This is a genomic window from Acidothermus cellulolyticus 11B (genome assembly GCF_000015025.1).
Taxonomy (GTDB): domain Bacteria; phylum Actinomycetota; class Actinomycetes; order Acidothermales; family Acidothermaceae; genus Acidothermus; species Acidothermus cellulolyticus.
In genome coordinates this window covers 1,877,028-1,894,539 of the sequence record NC_008578.1, presented here as the reverse complement: position 1 = coordinate 1,894,539, position 17,512 = coordinate 1,877,028, and the positions used below count along the sequence as shown (strand labels likewise).

Sequence of the window (17,512 nt, the reverse complement as noted above, 5' to 3'; positions counted from 1 at the left end):
TGCGTGATCGCCTCTGGTGTCCGCAACGGAACCGGCCTGGAGCCGGCAACGGATCGGCCATGGGGTCCGCAGCGGATCGGTGCGGATCGCGCACAGGCTGGTACGCCGCGCGCCGGCTTACGGCTGTTGCGTAAACCCGAGCTCGTCGAGAAGCCGGGCCACATGCCCGGTCGCCTTGACGTTGTAGAACGCGTGCTCGATCCGGCCGTCGGCGCCGACGATGAACGTGGAACGAATGACGCCCATCACCGTCTTGCCGTAATTGGTTTTCTCCCCGTAGGCGCCGTACGCAATAAGCGTGTTCTTGTCGACATCTGACAGCAGCGGGAACGTGAGGTGGTAAGCGTCCCGGAATTTCGCGAGCTTCTCGACGGGGTCGGGGGAGATGCCAACGACGGCGATATTCCTTGAGTCCAGCGCTGCCAAATTGTCGCGGAAATCGCACGCTTCCGTAGTACAGCCGGGCGTCATGGCCGCCGGGTAGAAGTACACGATCACCTGCCGGCCGCGGAAATCACGGAGCGCGACCGGCTTGCCATCCGCATCGGGGAGCGTGAAGTCAGGAGCGGCGTCGCCAACGGTGAGCTTCGGCATGGCACCAACCTACTGGGGTCGGGGCCGCAACGGCGCTGCGGCCTGCGCGGACCGAGCGGCGCTTAGTGACCTCATGCGGGATCGCGTTGTCGCGCCGACGCGCGTCGGGTCCTGCGCGACGGCAAGTGCGGCGGGTCGTCGGTGCATCGGCGCGGCGGCACGTGCGGGACCCGATGTTCGGCCGGTGCTCCAGGCGGGAAACGATGGGACGACGGCGCGCTGCCGAGCCGGAAGGATGCCACGGGCCACACCCCGGCAGGAGGTGCATTCAGCGCGGGGCGCACCGCACAACAGCAGGCGGGGCGCACCGCACAACAGCAGGAGGTGCATCCGGTGCGGGCGCACTCCGCAGTAGGAGGAGCGTCACGGGCCGACGAGGAACGTCGTTGATCGAGGAGGGATCGTGAGCGTACGCGCGTTGTCCGTCGTCCCAGGAAAACCTGAGACGGCGCAGGTCGGCGACCACCCGGACCCACCTGAATCGGACGGGTCCGTGCTCGTCGACGGTCTGCTGATCGGGATCTGCGGCACGGACGTCGAAATCCTTCGGGAAGGCTACGGCTGGGCCCCGCCCGGGGAGGAACGCCTCGTCATCGGCCATGAATCGCTCGGCCGGGTGGCGGCCGCGCCGCCGGACAGCGGGTTCTCCCCCGGGGATCTTGTCGCGGGTATCGTCCGGCGCCCAGACCCGGTGCCGTGCGTGCCGTGCAGTTTGGGCGCATGGGATTTCTGCCGGAACGGTCGGTACACCGAACGCGGGATCAAGGAACGACACGGGTACGCGGCGAACCAGTGGCGGATTGAGCCGGAGTTCGCCGTCCGCCTTGACCCCACCCTCGGTGACCTCGGCGTGCTCCTCGAACCGACGTCGGTTGTCGCCAAAGCCTGGGACCAAGCGGAGAAAGTCGCCGCCCGGTCCCCGGCGCCACGGCACGTCGCGTTGGTGACCGGCGCCGGACCGATCGGATTGCTCGCCGCGCTGCTCGGCGTCCAACGCGCCTACCAGGTGCACGTCTTCGACCAGGTCACCACCGGACCGAAACCAGACCTCGTGGCCGATCTCGGGGCCACGTATCACACCGGTGATATCGCCGGCATCGGGGTCCAGCCGGACGTCGTCATTGAATGCACCGGGCACGGACCGCTTGTCTTCGCCCTCACCGACGTGGTTGCGACCGACGGCGTCATTTGCCTCACCGGAATTTCGGCGTCGAAGCGGCAGGCGGCGATGCGTCCAGACGAGGTGAACAAGGAAATGGTCTTGGACAACCTCGCGCTCGTCGGGAGTGTCAATGCGTCCCGGGCGCACTACGAGGCGGCCGCCGCTGCGCTCGCCGCGGCGGACCGGTCGTGGCTGGCCCGGTTGATCACCCGCCGGGTTCCGCTGGAGCGTTTCGACCAAGCGTTGGAACGGCAGGACGGCGACGTGAAGGTGGTGCTCGAACTCGCGCACTGACGTGGGCCAGCGATTCGATCGGCGCGAGTTCGAGCGCGAGCTGGCGCAGCAGCCGTGCATCACACGACACGGCCGGCGTCCGGTAGCGTTCGAGCCGTGACGATGGAGCGTACCGCAACAGGTGTTCCGATCAAGCTGTTGCATGACCGCGTTCTCGTCAAGGCGGAGGGGCCGGCAGGGGAGCGCCGTTCGACCGGCGGCATCGTAATTCCGGCAACCGCGTCGGTAGGACGGCGACTGGTGTGGGCGGAAGTCGTCGGAGTCGGGCAGACGGTCCGCTCGGTGCAGCCGGGAGACCGGGTCCTGTACGAGCCGGAAGACCGGGCGCAGATCGAAATTCACGGCGTCTCCTACGTTCTGCTTCGCGAGCGTGACATTCACGCCGTCGCTGCCGAGCGGGTCGAAGGCTCAACGGGTTTGTATCTGTAGCCGACCGCACGGCACCCCGGGGCACGAAGCGGTCCCGCGGCACCCCGGGGCGGCCACGGTGGTCAGTTCGGCGGTGTGAAGCCAGCGAGTTCGGCGGCAGGCCGGTCAGCTTGGCGGTGGGACGAGGACAAGCGCCTGAGCGGTCTCGGAAGCGATATCCGTACCGACCGCAGCGGTTCCGCCGAAGAGCCAACCGGTCAGCACGCTGCTGGCGACGGCGCTGAAGTAGTTCGCCGTCCCGGTGGGCAGTGCGCCGCTTGGCGGCACGAGCAGCAACGGACCCCCAGCCTCCGCTGTCGCCGGGCCGCCGGCCAGGGCGTCAGGGAACGCCGCACCGCTCGCGAGACCAATCCCGGACGGCGCGGTGAAGAACTGCTGGGCGACGAGCACGGACGTCGCGTAACGATCCGCACCGACCAGTGGTATGGCGCCTGGATCTGCGTGGGCCGCCGGTCCGCCGATCGCGTACCGCGTCACGCGCGGGTGGACGGTGAGGTACGCCGCAGTGGCCGCCGCCTGGTCTGGGCCGGCGGTGAGCAGGACCGCGCCGTGGGTGATGACCGCGGCAGGTCCAGCCGAGAGCGCGTCGGGAAAATCAAGACCACTGCATTCGAGGATTGTTGTCGGATCCCCGAGAGCGTGGGCGATTTGAACGGCGGTATCAAAACGATCCATCCCGGAAATCCGGTGCGGCAGATAGCCGAGCGTCACCAGTTGCTGCTCGACGGTTGCGGAGAGAGCTGCGGTTCCGCCGAGGAGGAAGACCGGTCCGCCGACCGGAAGAACCCGCTGGATTTCATTGAGCACGGCAATCGGTAACGAGGACGGCGGGGTGAGGAGAAGCGGCCCGTGCACCTGCGCCGCCAACGGCACTCCGGCGAGCGCGTCGGGGAAAATGTCCGCCCGGGCAAGCACGACCGCGCTCGCTCCACCGGTGGTGAACCGCAATTGGGAAGCCGCGATGGCGGTACCGATACGATCGGCTCCTGCGATCCGCAGCAACGTGCCCTGCCCGGCTTGGCTGCCACCCGGGGTGAGTACCCGGACAGCGGGATTGCGGGCCAGTCCGGCCGCTCCACCGGCGGACGCCGGCGCGCTGGCCGTCGCGAACGTGGTGATTTGCGCGGCGGACGGCGTCCGCGCGCCGGGGCCGCCGCTGGTGTCACCGAACGTCACGGTCACCGTCGAGTTCGCCGGCAGAGTGATCGATCGAAGCACGATGGTGTTGCCGCTGACCGTAAGAACACCTGCATCGGCGGTCGTGTAACCCGGCTGACCGGAAGTGGTTGTCGGCAGCGACCACGTTCCCGGCACGGTGATGTCGAGTTCCCCGTTGACCATCCCGGTGCCGCTCGCCGGCGTGTAGCGGAAGGTGAGGGACGTCGAGCTGTTGGTCACGACCAGGTTCGGATCGACCGTGATCGTGCCTGAGCCTGCGGCTCCTGTCGGCGGGCAGAGTGCGGCGGCGAGGGCCGCGGCATCGGGTCGGCCCAGCCCGGTGGCCAGGTCCACGCCGGTCGCCGGCGGGTACGCCCCGCCGTTCGTTCCGGTCAGGTCGGTGTTCGGGCCCTGGGTGACATCCACCACCGCGGAGGTGCCGGCCAGCCGGTACAACGCCGGATTGATCAATCCAACCGGACCCGCGACGCAACTTTCGTCGATCAGGGCGAGAATGCCGGCGAATGTCGCAGTTGCCGCTCCGGTGCCGCCGACCGCCCGCCACGTGCCGCCGACGTAGGCCACGTATCCGTGCGTCGGGTCGGCAAGCATGCTGATGTCGGGCACCTGCCGGCACGCCGATCCGGTTGGCGCGTTGCACAGAGCCGGGGAATTCTGCGTCGTGGTCGCGCCCGCTTGGTAGCGCGGCATCGGCCAGATGTGGGAGATTCCCCCGCCGCCGGCACCGCCGGCCGTGTGCCAGGAGATGTCTGGATCGCTGACACCGGCGAACGACGTACCGCCTACTGCGGTGATCGTGGGTTGACTCGCCGGGTCGAGCACGGCGAGGGAGGTGTCGGTGGCTGACGGCGGCGCGTAGCAAGCGGCCGATCCGCTGTCACCGGCTGCTGCGAGAACGGTCTGCCCATTGCGTGCCATCTGCTCGAAGAGGGGCCGCTCCAGCGTCGGAAGCGAAGAAACCGTCGCCGTCGGTTCGCAGATGCCCCAGCTGGTGACGACCACCTGGGCGGTGTTGTCGGCGGCGATCCGCGCATAGGTGTCGTAGACGCTTCCGGTGTCTCCGGGCGCCTGGTAGACGACGATATTGGCGTCCGGCGCGGCGGCGATCACCATCTCGATGTCCGTGGCCGCCCGGCCGGACCCCGTTCCGGCACCGGCTCCGCCGTCCACCTGGACGGTGGTCACCGTGGCGTGCGTGCCGTAGCACTGCTGGAATGCCGCAATGTCAGCCGGATTGAAGGGCTCGAATTCGACAAGCGCGACGGTGACTGGGCGTTGGGGCGCAGCTGCGTACAGCGGTCCGATGTTGTAGTGGCTGGCGATCTGATCGGCCGTGTGCGCACCGGTGGCGGAGGCGGCGTTTGCTGCGGCGGTGCACGGTTGCGGCGAAACCGCGCCGCCGGCGGTAGAGAAAGCGGCCGGGACGGCGGTGAGCCGGTGGGCGGACGTCGCCTGGCCGCGACGGACGAAGGCCGTCCCGGTCGCCGCGGCGAGGTCGGCCGGGAGCGCGGGCGGCATGGCGAACGTCAGAATCTCCTGATCGGCGATCCCGCGGTAGCTCACGACCGAGGTGCGGAACACGCGGTTGACCTGGCGGGCGGTCCCATGCACCAGCAGGGCAACCGGCGGATCGCCGAGCAACGTCACGCTGAGCCCGTTGGTGCGCAAACGGTGGATGCCGGCGTCAATGGCTGACGGCACCACGGCTGACCGCAGCGCGATGGTCGCCTGGACCGGCGTGTCACCGGCGAGCGGTCTTGTTGTCGGCACTCGGCCGGACGTCGATGCGTTTGCGGTGTCCGGCTGCGGGATCTGGGGCGGCCCCGCGATCGCTGCGGGAGCGGCGGAATCGAGAACGAGCGGGACGGCGGCGTCGCTGGGCTGGGCGTTCACGGCAAGGGCAGAGATCGGCGGCGTCGCAACGCGCCGTAGTTGTGTTTGCTCCGCATGATCGCTGCTCGCGGCGTGGGCCGTCCACCCCAGGACGACGACAAGAAGCCCGATTGTCGTCACGCGACGACGCCATTGCGTGGCATGCACGAGTCAGCCTCCCCCGCGGTCGATCCGCACCCGGCACCTTAGCCGATCCTGCTCCTCCCGACTGACACGTTCGACCGGCACGTCGGGCGGTGACCCGAGAGCTAGGCTCGGCAAATCATGCCGGGTGAGCCGCCGGCAGCCGGGCGGTTGACGGCTGGGCGGTTGGGTGGCGCCGCGACCGGCGACGCGACCGGCGACCGGCTGGTTGGCGGCCGGGCGGTTGGCGACGCGACCGGCGACCGGGCGATCGCCTCCGCCCGATTGCCGACGCGACGGGCGGCCGGCTGCGCGCCGGCCGTTCCGCGCCTTAGGCTGGACACGATCGCTGGAACAAGAGCGCGAGTGGAACACAGCCGCCGAGCGCGTGCAGGACGCCCAAGCGAAGGAGCCGTACGGTGATGCACTCCCCAGGGCCGATCCGTCTTGATCCGCTCGCGATGGCGTGGAACACGGTCGCCAGCTTCTCGACGTACGAAGAAGCGCAGGCCGCTGTCGATTACTTATCCGATCACCATTTCCCGGTGGAGTACGTCGACATCGTCGGATCTGACCTGCGCATCCTCGAGCGGGTGACCGGCCGGCTCACCACCACGCGTGCCGCGGCGGCAGGCGCGGCGAGTGGGGCGTGGTTCGGGCTGTTCATCGGCTTGCTGGTCGGCCTTTTCACCAATGGACCACGGTGGCTCGGCCTGGTGCTTGGCGGCGTCATCATCGGCGCGCTCTGGGGCGCGACGTTCGGCGCGGTCGGCCACCTGGCGACGAGAGGGCGCCGCGATTTCGCCTCGATGCGTTCGCTCGTCGCGTTGAAGTACGACGTCGTGGCCCGCGGCGGCCACGCTGAGCAGGCCCGTGCGATGCTCCGCGACGGCGGCATCCTCGTCGAAGAGCCGCCGCAGGCCGAGGCCTAGCCGACGCTGCCTGTCCCGGCGACGACCGGCTGGAAATACGCAGCGGCTGGCAATTCACGGTGGCTGGAAATGCGCAGCCGCTGGAAATGCGCAGCGCCTGGAAATGCGCAGCCACCTGGCAATTCACGGTGGCTGGAAATGCGCGGCGGCTGGAAATCCGAGGCGCCAGCGAATTCACACCCGCGGGGAATTCACGCGTCCCGCCGGACCCCGTCCGCGATCCGGGGAATGAGCGGAGCCGCGGGCGGCTTCCAACCGCGACTGGTGAATGCCCCTTGGATCTGGGCGACGACCTGCGGGACGCGGTCGCGTGGCGCCAGGGCGATGATGCTGCCGCCGAATCCGCCGCCGGTCAGTCGCGCTCCGATGGCACCACCGCTTATTGCAGCCTCGACAGCGGCATCCAATTCGGGCGTGCTGACGGCGTAGTCGTCCCGCAGCGACGCGTGCGAGGCCAGCAACAGCGGACCGATCTCGGCCAACCGGCCGGACCGGAGCAGCTCGACCGTCCGGCGGACCCGCTCGTTCTCGGTGACGACGTGGCGCACGCGCCGGCGCAGCGTTTCATCGGGCAGCGCCGCCAAAACCGTTTCCAGGGACGCCGCGCGGATGTCACCAAGCCGCGGGACACCGAGAATGTCCTCAGCCTGGCGGCAGGATTCCCGACGCTTGGCGTATTCACCGGAGGCGTGGCGGTGCGAGATGCCGGTGTCGGCCACGAGGAGCACTAGGCCGTGGCTCTCCGGTGCGAACGGGATGTGTTCGTAGCGACCAGCCCCGATGTCGAAGAATAAGGCGTGTTCCGCCTGGCAGACACACGCCGCCATTTGGTCGAGAATTCCGCACGGAACACCGACGTAGGCATTTTCGGCGTACTGGGCGAGGCGGGCCAATTCGGACGGCGGCACGGCTGTTGCCGTGAGATCCGCGACCGCAGCCGCCACCGCGCATTCCAGTGCCGCGGAGGAGGAAAGCCCGGCGCCGATCGGCACGGTGCTGTAGACCGCGATATCAAATCCATCCGGTATTTCGGTGCGGTTGCGAAAGACCCAGAGAATTCCGGCGACGTAGGCGGCCCACCCTTGGTGCGCGGCGGATTCCGGATGGAGGTCGGCGCTGCCGAGGAAGACGGGGGGCTGCCCGGCGTACGCATGCGAGACGATCCGCAGCATGCCGTCCGGCCGGGGTCGCGCCGCCACGTACGTGCGCCGATCGATGGCAACGGGCAGCACGCAGCCGCCGGTGTAATCGGTGTGTTCACCAATCAGATTGATCCGCCCGGGAGCCGACCAGACACCGGCCGGGTCACCGCCGAACCGCGCGACGAACAACTCCCGGCATGTCTCGACGAACGAGGCGTCGGTGTCGCCGGATGCGCGTGCGGTCGTCGTCACGACGTCGTCCCCCCGCCTGCCAGTCCGTCGGTGTGCCGGCGTTGTTGATGAAACGCCCACGCGTCCGCAATGATCGTGTCCAAATCGGCCTGTGGTTGCCAGTTCAATTCCGCGCGGGCCCGGGAATCGTCGGCGACCAGCCAGGCGGGATCACCCGGTCGACGTGGTGCGACGGTGACGGGCACACGCCGTCCGGTGACCCGTTCGACGGCAGCGACGACCTCCCGGACCGAGAAACCTCGGCCGTTGCCGAGGTTGTAGATGGCATGGTGTCCCGGACGGGCGTGCTGCAACGCGACGACGTGGGCACGCGCCAGGTCGAGGACGTGGATGTAATCCCGCATGCACGTACCGTCGGGGGTCGGCCAATCGTTTCCGTAAATTTCCAAGTGCGGACGGCGGCCGGCGGCGACATCGAGCGTGATGGGAATGAGATGAGTTTCCGTGCGGTGCCGCTCGCCGCATGGTCCGTACGCTCCGGCGACGTTGAAGTACCGCAAACTCACCGCACCCAGCGGATATGCCCGACACTCATCGGAAATCATCAGGTCAACGGCGAGTTTCGACGTCCCATAGGGGCTTGTCGGCCGGGGAGGCGTGTCCTCACCGATGCCGTCGGGGCCGCCCTCGCCGTACACCGCGGCGGTTGACGAAAAGATGAGCCGGGGAACGCTGTGACGCCGCATGGCGTCCAGCAGGTGCCGGGTGCCGCAGACATTCGTTGCCCAGTACAACTCCGGTCTGTTCATGGATTCTCCGACGAGCGATTTCGCCGCAAAATGCAGGACGCCATCGAACGGCTCGCGGGCCAGGACGTCGCCCGCGTCCGCGATGTCGGCATGAACGAACGGCACGCCCGCCGGTACGGCGTCACGATGACCGGTGGAGAGGTCGTCGAGGACGACGACGTCGTGCCCGTCCTCGATGAGCACGCGCGTGACGACACTGCCGATATAGCCGGCGCCTCCGGTGACGAGGACTTTCATGACGGATCGATGGAAACGGTGCGCAGCATGTCGGCTGCCTCCTCGGGAAGGACGTCGTTGATGAATGCTCCCATGGCGGATTCCGAACCGGCCAGGAATTTGAGCTTGCCCGGCGCTCGGCGGATGGAGAAAAGTTCCAGATGCAGGTAGGCGAGTTCCCGGCCGACCCGCACCGGAGCCTGATGCCATGCCGCGATGTACGGCATGGTGTCGGGGTACACGTGTTCCATCCGCCGGACGACCTCGAGGTAGATGGGGGCCAACGCGTCACGCTCCGCGTCGTTCAGCGCGGGCAGGTCGGGCACTCGGCGACGCGGGTACAGGTGCACCTCCAAGGGCCACCGGGCGGCGTACGGCACGAATGCGACCCAGTGCGCGTTGCCCGCAATGATCCGAGTCCCGGCGGCGACCTCCGCGGCGACGATGTCGGCGAACAAATTTCGCCCGGTCCGCTCGTGGTGGGCGCGGGCCGAGTCGAGCATTCGCCGGGTCCGCGGGGTGACGAACGGATAGCCGTAAATCTGGCCGTGTGGATGACTCAACGTCACGCCGATCTCTGAGCCCCGATTCTCAAAACAGAAGACCTGTTCGACGTACGGAAGCCGGGACAGTTCGAGCGTCCGGTCGATCCATGCGTCAATGACGGTTCGCACGCGGGTTACCGGAAGCGACGAGAACGCGGCCGTGTGGTCGGACGTGAAGCAGACCACTTCGCACCGTCCAAGGCCCGGTTCGGTCACAAAGAATCCATCGCCGTCCGAGGGCACCCGCGCGGTGGTGGTGAACGACGGAAATCGGTTCTCGAAAACGACGACGTGATAGTCGCGCGCGGGAATTTCGGACTGACGGCCCTGTTTCGACGGGCAGAGCGGGCATTCGTCGTCCGGCGGCAGGTAGGTACGGGACTGACGGTGTCCGGCGATGGTCACCCATTCGTCGAGGAGCCGGTCAAAGCGGCGGATGGAGGTCGGCGTCATCGACGGGAGTTCTCGGTGGTCCACCAGATCGCCGTGGTCGATGGGCACCCCTGGGTCGTCGTAATAGCGGATTTCCCGCCCGTCCGCCAACTGTGTCACGATCGGCACGACGGGTCGTCGCGACGCTGTATTCGGGCCGTCGTGTTCGTGCACCGTGTCCGTACCGCCGCCGTCACCAGCCGCCTGCTGACCGACCAAAAATTGTCACCGCGCTCGTCGATGACCGTCGCCTATCGTCGCACAGCGGGCAGTCGGCCGGGGTGCCGGTCCCGGGCGGGCGGCAGGGCTGACGGCAGGTGGGCCGGGGGCGAATCGCGGCGGCCGGGGCGGCCGGCAGGGCTGACGGCAGGTGGGCCGGGGGCGGCACTGCTGGGCCCCGCAGATGCCGGCGTCGGGGTCCGTGATGGGATTCGACCATGCACGAGTCCCCTGGTCGAAGCGTGGACAACGAGGTCAGCCCGCACAACGAGGTCAGCCTGCACCGCGGCGCGACCACCCTGGTGGTTGCCCGGCGGGGAGCAGCCGTCCAGGTGCTGCGCGTCGGCGACCGGGATGTCTTCCAACCGGCTGTTCCCGGCGAGACCGGAGCGTTCACCGGCTGCGTGCTGACCCCCTGGCCGAACCGCATCGCGGACGGCCGGTACCGCTTCGCCGGTGTCGAGTACCAGCTGCCGATCAATGAGCCGGAGACCGGGAGCGCGTTGCACGGACTCGGCTGGGACGTCGACTGGCGGGTCCTCGATGTCGGCTCTGACGACAAGACCGAATACGTTGATCTCCGGTTGGACGCGACACCCGTCGACGGCTACCCATTTCATGTGGTGACAACCGTGCGCTACACGCTGGTCGATGACGGCATTCGAGTCGACGCGCTGGCGGAGAATGTGGGTCGTCAACCCTGCCCGTACGCGCTGGGTTTCCACCCGTATCTGTCGGCGGGTCGCACGCCGACGGGAGGAGAGGCGTCGGTCGACGATTGCACCCTGCGCCTTGGTGTGCGACGGCGGTTCCTCACCGATGCCCGGCAAATTCCGGTGGGTGACGTGGCGGCGGATGGGTGGCTTGACGGGTACCCGCTGGCCGGTCGTCGGCTCGACGATGGCTTCTTCGATGTCGTCGTCGAGAACGACGGCTTGGTGCACGCCCGTCTGTCCCGACCCGACGGATTCGTCGTCGACCTCTGGGCTGAGCCGGTGTTCGCGTTCTGGCAGGTATACACCGGCGACAAGCGGGCAGCCGCCTATGCCCGGCGCGGGATAGCCGTCGAGCCGATGACGGCCGCGCCGAATGCGTTCAACAACCACCAGGGCCTGCTCATCCTCGCGCCTGGGGAGAGTTTCTCTGCCGCGTGGGGTGTGACGCTCCGGCCGGCGGATGCCGACGGGTGGGCTTGAGCAGTCGCCGTTATCCTGGCGCGGCGGGCATTATCCAGGCGCGACAGCCGCCCGGTAGCCGGAGATCCAGCGCATACTGGATCTCGGTGCGAATCCGACAGCTCTTGCCGTCCACGCTCGCGGGGCGGGACGCCGTTCACCGCCGCGGTCTTGGACTCGCGGCGGTCTGTACGCTGCTCTTCCTCACCTTTCTGGACAACACGATCGTCAGCGTGGCGCTTGGTGATATTCAGCAGCGGTTGTCCGCCGGGGTGCAGTCCCTGCAGTGGGTGGTGAACGCCTATGCGTTGACCTTCGCGTCCGCGATGCTGCTCGCCGGCGCCTTGGGGGACCGGGTCGGCGAACGGAAAGTGATGTTCAGCGGCGCCGCGGTCTTCTGCATCGGCTCAGTGATCTGTGCGGTTGCTCCGGACACGTCAGTTCTGATTGCCGGCCGGGGTGTCATGGGGATCGGTGCCGCAGCGTCGGAACCCGGCACCTTGGCGATGATCCGGTATTTGTTTCCGGGACGCCGGGAACGAGCTCGGGCGACGGGAGTCTGGGCCGGTGTCTCTGGGCTCGCGCTCGCCCTCGGGCCGGTCATCGGCGGCATCATCGTTGGACTATCCAGCTGGCGCTGGATTTTCTGGTTCAACCTCGCCTTCGGTGTCGCCGCTCTTGCCATTGCGGCGATTGTGGTGCCGGAGACGCCGCGGGTACCGAGCCGGCGCATCGACCTTGTCGGCGGTCTTCTGGGCGCCGGAAGTCTCGCTCTCCTCGTCTTCGGGGTTCTGCGTGGGGAACTCGACGGCTTCGGCGCGGCGCACGTCATAAGCCTGCTCGTCGCGTCCGTCGTCGTCGGTCTCGTCTTCTTGTGGTGGCAATTCCACGCCTCTGAGCCGTTGATTCCCCCGCAGTTCCTGCGGATGCCGGCCTTTGTCGTTCCGAATATCGTCGCCTTCGCCACGTATTTCGGGACGTTTGCCGTCTTCTTCTTCGCCGCCTTGTATCTCAACATCGTCGTCGGATTCAGCGGCTTGCGCATCGCGTTGCAGTTCATCCCCATGATGGTCATCATGATCGCGGCGTCCGTGCTGACCGGGCGATGGATCGGGCGGACCGGTGCTCGTCGCCCTGTGGTCCTCGGATGCGGCGTCTTCACCCTGGGACTGCTCCTCACCGACGGGGCGCTGACCCGCCACCCGCATTACCTTCCGCTCGCGGCATCGTTGGCCCTTGCCGGGCTCGGTATCGGAATCACCGTGGTGCCGACGGCTTTTGCCGCAATGAGTGCCGTGCCTGTCGATCGCGCCGGTGTCGCCAGTTCGGCGGTGAATACCAGCCGGGAGATCGGCGCCGTCGTGGGAACGGCGGTTCTCGGAGCCATCGTGAATTCAGCGTTGATTTCTCACGCGACGTCGACGCTCAATGCACTCGGCTGGTCGAAACTCAAGGGCTTCGTTACCTCGGCGATTCTCAACGGCGGCGCATCCCTCGGCGGTCCGCTCGGCCAGGCGTCACCAGAGATTCAGAAACTCGTCAATGCGTTGTATGACGCGTTCGCCGAAGGGTTACACATTGCGCTGGTGCTCTCCGCATGTCTCGTGTTGGCCGCCGGCGTGCTTGCCGCCTCGGTGCGTGGCCCGCGCCTGGCCGAATCCGAGGAGACGGCCCTCGGGCACGTGCATCTGCCGTCTTAGCAGTCCAACCGTCATCCGGTGAGATTTGCCTACGGCGCTTCGGTTCCGGCGCGTTGCCGGGTCGGCGGTGGTGAATCGCGCCGGCACCGGCGAATCGCTCCGTCAGCGGACGGATCGCGAGGTCGGCAGGTCGCTGTTCCCGGTTCAGCGGCGGATCGCTCCGTCAGCAGACGACATGTACGTCTCCGGTGTCGACGTCGTACAGAAAGCCACCAACGGCAACGCCGGAGCCTTGAAGATACGGCCAGGATTGGATGCGCTGAACGTCGCGCTGGACCGCCGCCGTCTGATCGGTCGTGGTGAGAAAGGCGAGGCTTCGGGTATCCGGTCCGCCGGCGTGCGCAATCGCCTGATGCAGGTCATCCTCGGTTCCGCTGGCCATGCGACACCGGGTATGTGCCATGACCATAATTCGCCGGACATTGAGCAGGTGGACGGCGACAGCGAGCGTCGCGAGGACGTCCGGTGTCACGCGCGCGCCGGCGTTACGCAGAATTTTCGCATCACCGGGCGCAAGGCCGAGTACCCGGAGCGGATCGATGCGGCAATCCATGCAGGTGAGGACGGCGAGCTGTCTAGCAGCGATTCCCAGCAGGCCGGCATGCTCGAAGGACGCGGCGAATCGACGGTTTGCGTCCAGCACGTCAGCGAAGATGTCAGCGGTGGTGGGCGATCCGGTTGAAGAGGAGGATGTCGTCGTCACGACGGCAGAATAACCGGCGGCGGAACGACCGTTATTTGGAGGAATCCTCCAATCCTCCCGCGTCCTCTTCGGAGGCCGGGCACGACGGTGTGCTCCGCTGGACGGGCTAAGCTGACGCTGTCAAGGAGGCACCATGACGTCGACAAGCATGAGTCCGGTTGCAGGAGCTCCGTCTTCCCCAGCCGCGCGCCCCGTCCTCGCGGAGCGCCTGTTACCGGTGGTGCGCGGCCGAGCTCTGGATGTCATCCTCATCGTCGGTGTCGCTGCGCTCACCGCGCTGACCGCGCAATTCTCAGTGCACATTCCGGGTACGCCGGTGCCGGTGACCGGCCAAACATTCGGTGTGCTGCTCGGCGCGGCTACGGTCGGTGCCTGGCGTGGTTTCGCCGGCCAGCTCCTCTACATCGCCGCAGGCTGCGCGGGTTTGCCGGTCTTTGCCGGCGGTGCGCACGGTGTTCACCAGGTTTTCGGTCCGACAGGCGGCTATTTTGTTGGTTTCCTCCTCGCGAGCGTCTTCGTCGGTTGGCAGGCGCGGCGAGGCGCGGATCGGCGGGTGGACACCATCGCCGGCGCCTTTCTCGTCGGCAGCGTGCTGATTTATCTCCCGGGCGTGACCTGGCTGGCGATGGATCTGCACGTGGGCTTGGCGAAAGCACTTGAACTCGGCGTCTACCCCTTTGTCCTTGGGGACGTCGTGAAAGCGACCCTCGCCGGACTGCTGTTGCCAACCGCGTGGCGCGCGGTAAAGCGGCACTGAGCCCGGCTTGGCGCAGGGAGAGACAACGTTCCCTATCGGACGGCGTGCCCATCGCTCAGAGTGAGTGACCGTTAGCCGAGCGGCGGGAGCTGTTGGTTAACGGTGAGCAGCGCGTGGAATGGGTCTCCACGCTCTGCAAGACGGTCGAGAATAGTGCGCACGGTAAAGCGATCCGGGCGCAGGTGCGGGAGTTCGTCCCACTCGACCGGAGCCGAGACGGGGGCCCGCGGCAATGGACGCGGGCTGTATGGAGCGACAAGCGTCTTGTTCGCCGCGTTCTGTGTGAAATCCAAGCGGGCCCGACCGGCGCGCCGCTTCTTCTCCCACTCCCAACTCACGGCATCGGGCATGAGGGAGCCGACCACCTTGGACAAGTGCTCGACCCAGGCTCTTGTGTCGTCAAATGTCGGGCCGCGCCGGATCGGAATCCATATCTGGATGCCGCGTTGACCGGTGAGCTTAGGTTTTCCCTGCACACCAAGGTGGTCGAGAGCGTCGCGGTGAAGGAGGGCCAGCTCGACGAGCTCCCGCCACGTCGTGCGGCTCCCCGGGTCGATGTCCACCAATGCCCAGGTCGGCAGGTCTGGCCGGTCCGTGCGTGAGGTCCAGGCGTGCCACTCGATCGCACCAAAATTGACCGCCCAGATCAAGGCCGCTGGTTCGTCCACAACAAGGTACGTCGCTGCTTCTCCGCGTTTAGCGCTCGGATTTTGCCACCGCGGCAACCAGTCAGGAGCGTGTGACGGCAATTGTTTGTGCCAGAAACCGGGTGCGTCGATGCCGTCGGGGAAGCGATGCATGGTGAACGGGCGGCCGGCTAGGTACGGCATGACGACGGGTGCAATGCGCGCCGCGTAGCGGAGGAGATCGCGTTTGGTGAGTGCGTGGGTGCGTCCGCGTCCCGGGTAGATCACCTTGTTGAGATGGGTCACCTTGAGGCGCCTGCCGAAGACCTCCCACGTGCCCTCATCGTCGAGCGCGTCGAGTGCCGCGATTTCGTCGGCACTCGCTTCGGTGTCGTTGTGCTGAGCCACCGGATGCGCACGGCCTCCTCTCCACAGTCGGCGCGGATGTCGGGCGACGTCGTCGTTTGTGGCTCCGGAGAGGACGGAGCGCGGGTAATCCTCCGGATTCCAACCCCGGACGGCGTGCTCGTCGTCCTTGTGCAGCACAAGCCAGGATTTTTCATCGGTGCCGCGGCGGACGAAGACGAACCGCCCACGGAGTTTGCGGCCGAAGAAATCGGCATGGAGTTCGCCGTCCACGACCGCTTGTGCCGGATCGTCGGTGCCGTGTGGACGCCACGTGCCGGTGTCCCACACAATGACGTCGCCGCCGCCGTACTCCCCGTGGGGAATCGCACCTTCAAAGTCCAGATATTCCAGCGGATGATCCTCGACGTGGATCGCCGCTCGCCGCACCGTGGGATCCAGGGTCGGCCCCTTCGGCACGGCCCAGCTCACCAGGACCCCGTTGATTTCCAGTCGAAGGTCATAATGCAGCCGCGTTGCGCGATGTCGCTGTACCACAAACCGCGGTTCTGCTGAATTGCGGGTAATGTGCCGGGGGTCCGCGCGTCCTGCCGGTTCGGGGGTGCGGCAGAAATTCCGTCTGCGCCGGTATTCGCGCAGGTCTCCCGGTCGTCTGTCGGCCATCGCAGTCTCCTCGAGGCTCCGGGTTCAGAGTCTTCCCCGCACCCGCGCAGGTATGCGCTGCTGACCACGGCGGACGTCCGCGGCACCTGCCGTCTTCCCCGCACCCGCGCGGGCATGCGCAGAGACATCCCTGGAGCTTCGTTTTCAAGTTAACTGCGTCACTGTTCTCACGGATGCGGGAGACGGGGAGCCTGTGCCCGGCACCGGAGTTCATGAAAGGGTCGGACCAGTCGCGGCCCTCGTCGGGTTCTGGACCAGCGCTTTAGATCGGTGAAGTCGGAATCAGGTTTGACGCGGGCTCGGCGCGCGAGCGGGAAAGGTGGGGTCTTTGAGTTGCAACAGATCTGGACGTCAACCGAAATGGTTGACGTCCAGATGCACATGCGGCTGTCAGCTGTTCGGCGCGTGTCCGATGCTGGGACGGCCTGGGGAGACGCTCGCGCCAAGCAAAGTGCTGTCCATCACGAGCGCGCCGACAAACACGAGCGCACACACGACGAACGTCACCTTGAAGATCGTACGCTTGTCGCCGCGGCCCGCCAGGTAGGACACGACCATCCCGCCCGCAGCGACAAACGGTGTCACCAAGGGAAGGACGAGCAAAAGCACGCTGGCGATCGCCGCCACCACTGGAACTACCGCGCGAACCGTGCCGCCAACCGGTGAACGAGACTGAACCGTCATGACTACACTCCCGTGCTAGATCAGTTAGGGTTGCATGACGAGCTTACGGCATAGTTGTACCCGTTTGCGTTCAATCGCAGTTGCCCACAAGGAGTGACGTGCTGGATGTTCCAGCCGTTGACGCCTAATGCGTAGTCGACTTGGATAATCCCGCGGCCTTCCCAGCCCACATTGTTCGTGTACGACCGGTTGGGTCCGTTCTGATACCAGCCAGGCGTCGAGGTCTCGGAGTACATGTTCAACACTTGCACGCTCGTTACTCTGCCACCGCTGACGTACACCTTGGTTTCCTGTCCGTAGCTGAACAGCGTGTTTCCGGCTAGGGCTTTCTCGTCCCAGCTGGCGGAGACCCACCATGAACCGCTGGACGCGGCCGCGAGCGAGTCAACCGTCTTGCCTGCGTTTGCGCCGAGACCGCGGATGACGACAGTGTGGGTCACCGATGATGGTGTCTCGACCGCATCGAACGAAGCCTTGTCCGACGCATTCAACTTGTCGTACTCCGCTCGCGGATTGGACGACGCGAAGACCTGCTCAGCAACCGCCATTCCGCGACTGGCAGTCGCGGCCGACGAGGTTTTCGAAGTCGCTGCGCTGGCGATCGGCGCACCCGCCAGCAAGCCGCCGACGGCGGCCAAAGCGGCTCCGGCGAGTGTGGCCCTACGAACAAAAGCCCT

The 17,512-nt window shown here is 66.9% G+C and carries 15 protein-coding genes; 6 read left to right on the top strand and 9 right to left on the bottom strand.

What is annotated here, in order from left to right; translation table 11 throughout:
- Positions 1-117: 117 nt before the first annotated feature.
- Positions 118-594, bottom strand: a complete 477-nt coding sequence (gene bcp / locus ACEL_RS08670; protein ID WP_011720517.1) for a thioredoxin-dependent thiol peroxidase — start codon at positions 592-594, stop codon at positions 118-120.
- 403 nt (positions 595-997) lie between these two features.
- Between bcp and ACEL_RS08665 the strand changes: the two genes are divergently transcribed.
- Both ACEL_RS08665 and ACEL_RS08660 read left to right on the top strand, forming a co-directional pair.
- Complete coding sequence (locus tag ACEL_RS08665) at positions 998-2,050, top strand: glucose 1-dehydrogenase (RefSeq protein WP_011720516.1); 1,053 nt, start codon at positions 998-1,000, stop codon at positions 2,048-2,050.
- 102 nt (positions 2,051-2,152) lie between these two features.
- Positions 2,153-2,479, top strand: coding sequence for a GroES family chaperonin (locus ACEL_RS08660; protein ID WP_011720515.1), 327 nt, complete (start codon positions 2,153-2,155; stop codon positions 2,477-2,479).
- 105 nt (positions 2,480-2,584) lie between these two features.
- Here the strand turns inward: ACEL_RS08660 and ACEL_RS12800 are convergent, their stop codons facing one another.
- A complete protein-coding gene (locus ACEL_RS12800; RefSeq protein ID WP_041835044.1) occupies positions 2,585-5,671 on the bottom strand; it encodes a cell wall-binding repeat-containing protein in 3,087 nt (1,028 codons plus the stop codon).
- A gap of 425 nt (positions 5,672-6,096) precedes the next feature.
- Here ACEL_RS12800 and ACEL_RS08650 point away from each other — a divergent pair, with 425 nt between their 5' ends.
- Entirely contained in the window at positions 6,097-6,606 is a 510-nt protein-coding gene (locus ACEL_RS08650; protein WP_011720513.1) for a YflT domain-containing protein, read from the top strand.
- Between the two features lie 191 nt (positions 6,607-6,797).
- On the opposite strand, the gene galK is transcribed toward ACEL_RS08650, so the two are convergent.
- Genes galK through galT form a run of 3 tightly spaced genes read right to left on the bottom strand, consistent with a single transcriptional unit; the run spans position 6,798 to position 10,071 of the window.
- Positions 6,798-8,000, bottom strand: coding sequence for a galactokinase (gene galK / locus ACEL_RS08645; protein ID WP_011720512.1), 1,203 nt, complete (start codon positions 7,998-8,000; stop codon positions 6,798-6,800).
- Positions 7,997-8,986, bottom strand: coding sequence for a UDP-glucose 4-epimerase GalE (gene galE, locus ACEL_RS08640; RefSeq protein ID WP_011720511.1), 990 nt, complete (start codon positions 8,984-8,986; stop codon positions 7,997-7,999). The genes galK and galE overlap by 4 nt, the downstream gene beginning before the upstream one ends.
- Positions 8,983-10,071 (bottom strand): galactose-1-phosphate uridylyltransferase, encoded by a 1,089-nt coding sequence (gene galT / locus ACEL_RS08635; RefSeq protein WP_041835654.1) that lies wholly within the window; start codon positions 10,069-10,071, stop codon positions 8,983-8,985. Before galT ends, galE begins: the two co-directional genes overlap by 4 nt.
- A 308-nt stretch (positions 10,072-10,379) precedes the next feature.
- On the opposite strand from galT, the gene ACEL_RS08630 reads away from it, so the two are divergent.
- Positions 10,380-11,357, top strand: a complete 978-nt coding sequence (locus ACEL_RS08630; protein WP_011720509.1) for an aldose 1-epimerase family protein — start codon at positions 10,380-10,382, stop codon at positions 11,355-11,357.
- Positions 11,358-11,443: 86 nt separating this feature from the next.
- A complete protein-coding gene (locus ACEL_RS08625) occupies positions 11,444-13,036 on the top strand; it encodes an MFS transporter (RefSeq protein WP_011720508.1) in 1,593 nt (530 codons plus the stop codon).
- A 163-nt stretch (positions 13,037-13,199) separates the two neighbouring features.
- Here the strand turns inward: ACEL_RS08625 and ACEL_RS08620 are convergent, their stop codons facing one another.
- Positions 13,200-13,739: a beta-class carbonic anhydrase gene (locus ACEL_RS08620; protein WP_011720507.1), complete on the bottom strand. Its 540-nt coding sequence runs from the start codon at positions 13,737-13,739 to the stop codon at positions 13,200-13,202.
- Between the two features lie 133 nt (positions 13,740-13,872).
- Between ACEL_RS08620 and ACEL_RS08615 the strand changes: the two genes are divergently transcribed.
- Complete coding sequence (locus tag ACEL_RS08615; protein WP_011720506.1) at positions 13,873-14,496, top strand: biotin transporter BioY; 624 nt, start codon at positions 13,873-13,875, stop codon at positions 14,494-14,496.
- A 71-nt stretch (positions 14,497-14,567) separates the two neighbouring features.
- Here ACEL_RS08615 and ligD read toward each other — a convergent pair whose 3' ends face one another.
- From ligD to ACEL_RS08600, 3 genes are all read right to left on the bottom strand, one after another.
- Positions 14,568-16,151: a non-homologous end-joining DNA ligase gene (gene ligD / locus ACEL_RS08610; protein ID WP_011720505.1), complete on the bottom strand. Its 1,584-nt coding sequence runs from the start codon at positions 16,149-16,151 to the stop codon at positions 14,568-14,570.
- Positions 16,152-16,541: 390 nt separating this feature from the next.
- On the bottom strand, positions 16,542-16,781 hold the full coding sequence (locus tag ACEL_RS08605; RefSeq protein ID WP_041835042.1) for a hypothetical protein: 240 nt from the start codon (positions 16,779-16,781) through the stop codon (positions 16,542-16,544).
- 74 nt (positions 16,782-16,855) lie between these two features.
- Positions 16,856-17,383 (bottom strand): hypothetical protein, encoded by a 528-nt coding sequence (locus ACEL_RS08600; protein WP_148204582.1) that lies wholly within the window; start codon positions 17,381-17,383, stop codon positions 16,856-16,858.
- Between the last annotated feature and the right edge of the window lie 129 nt (positions 17,384-17,512).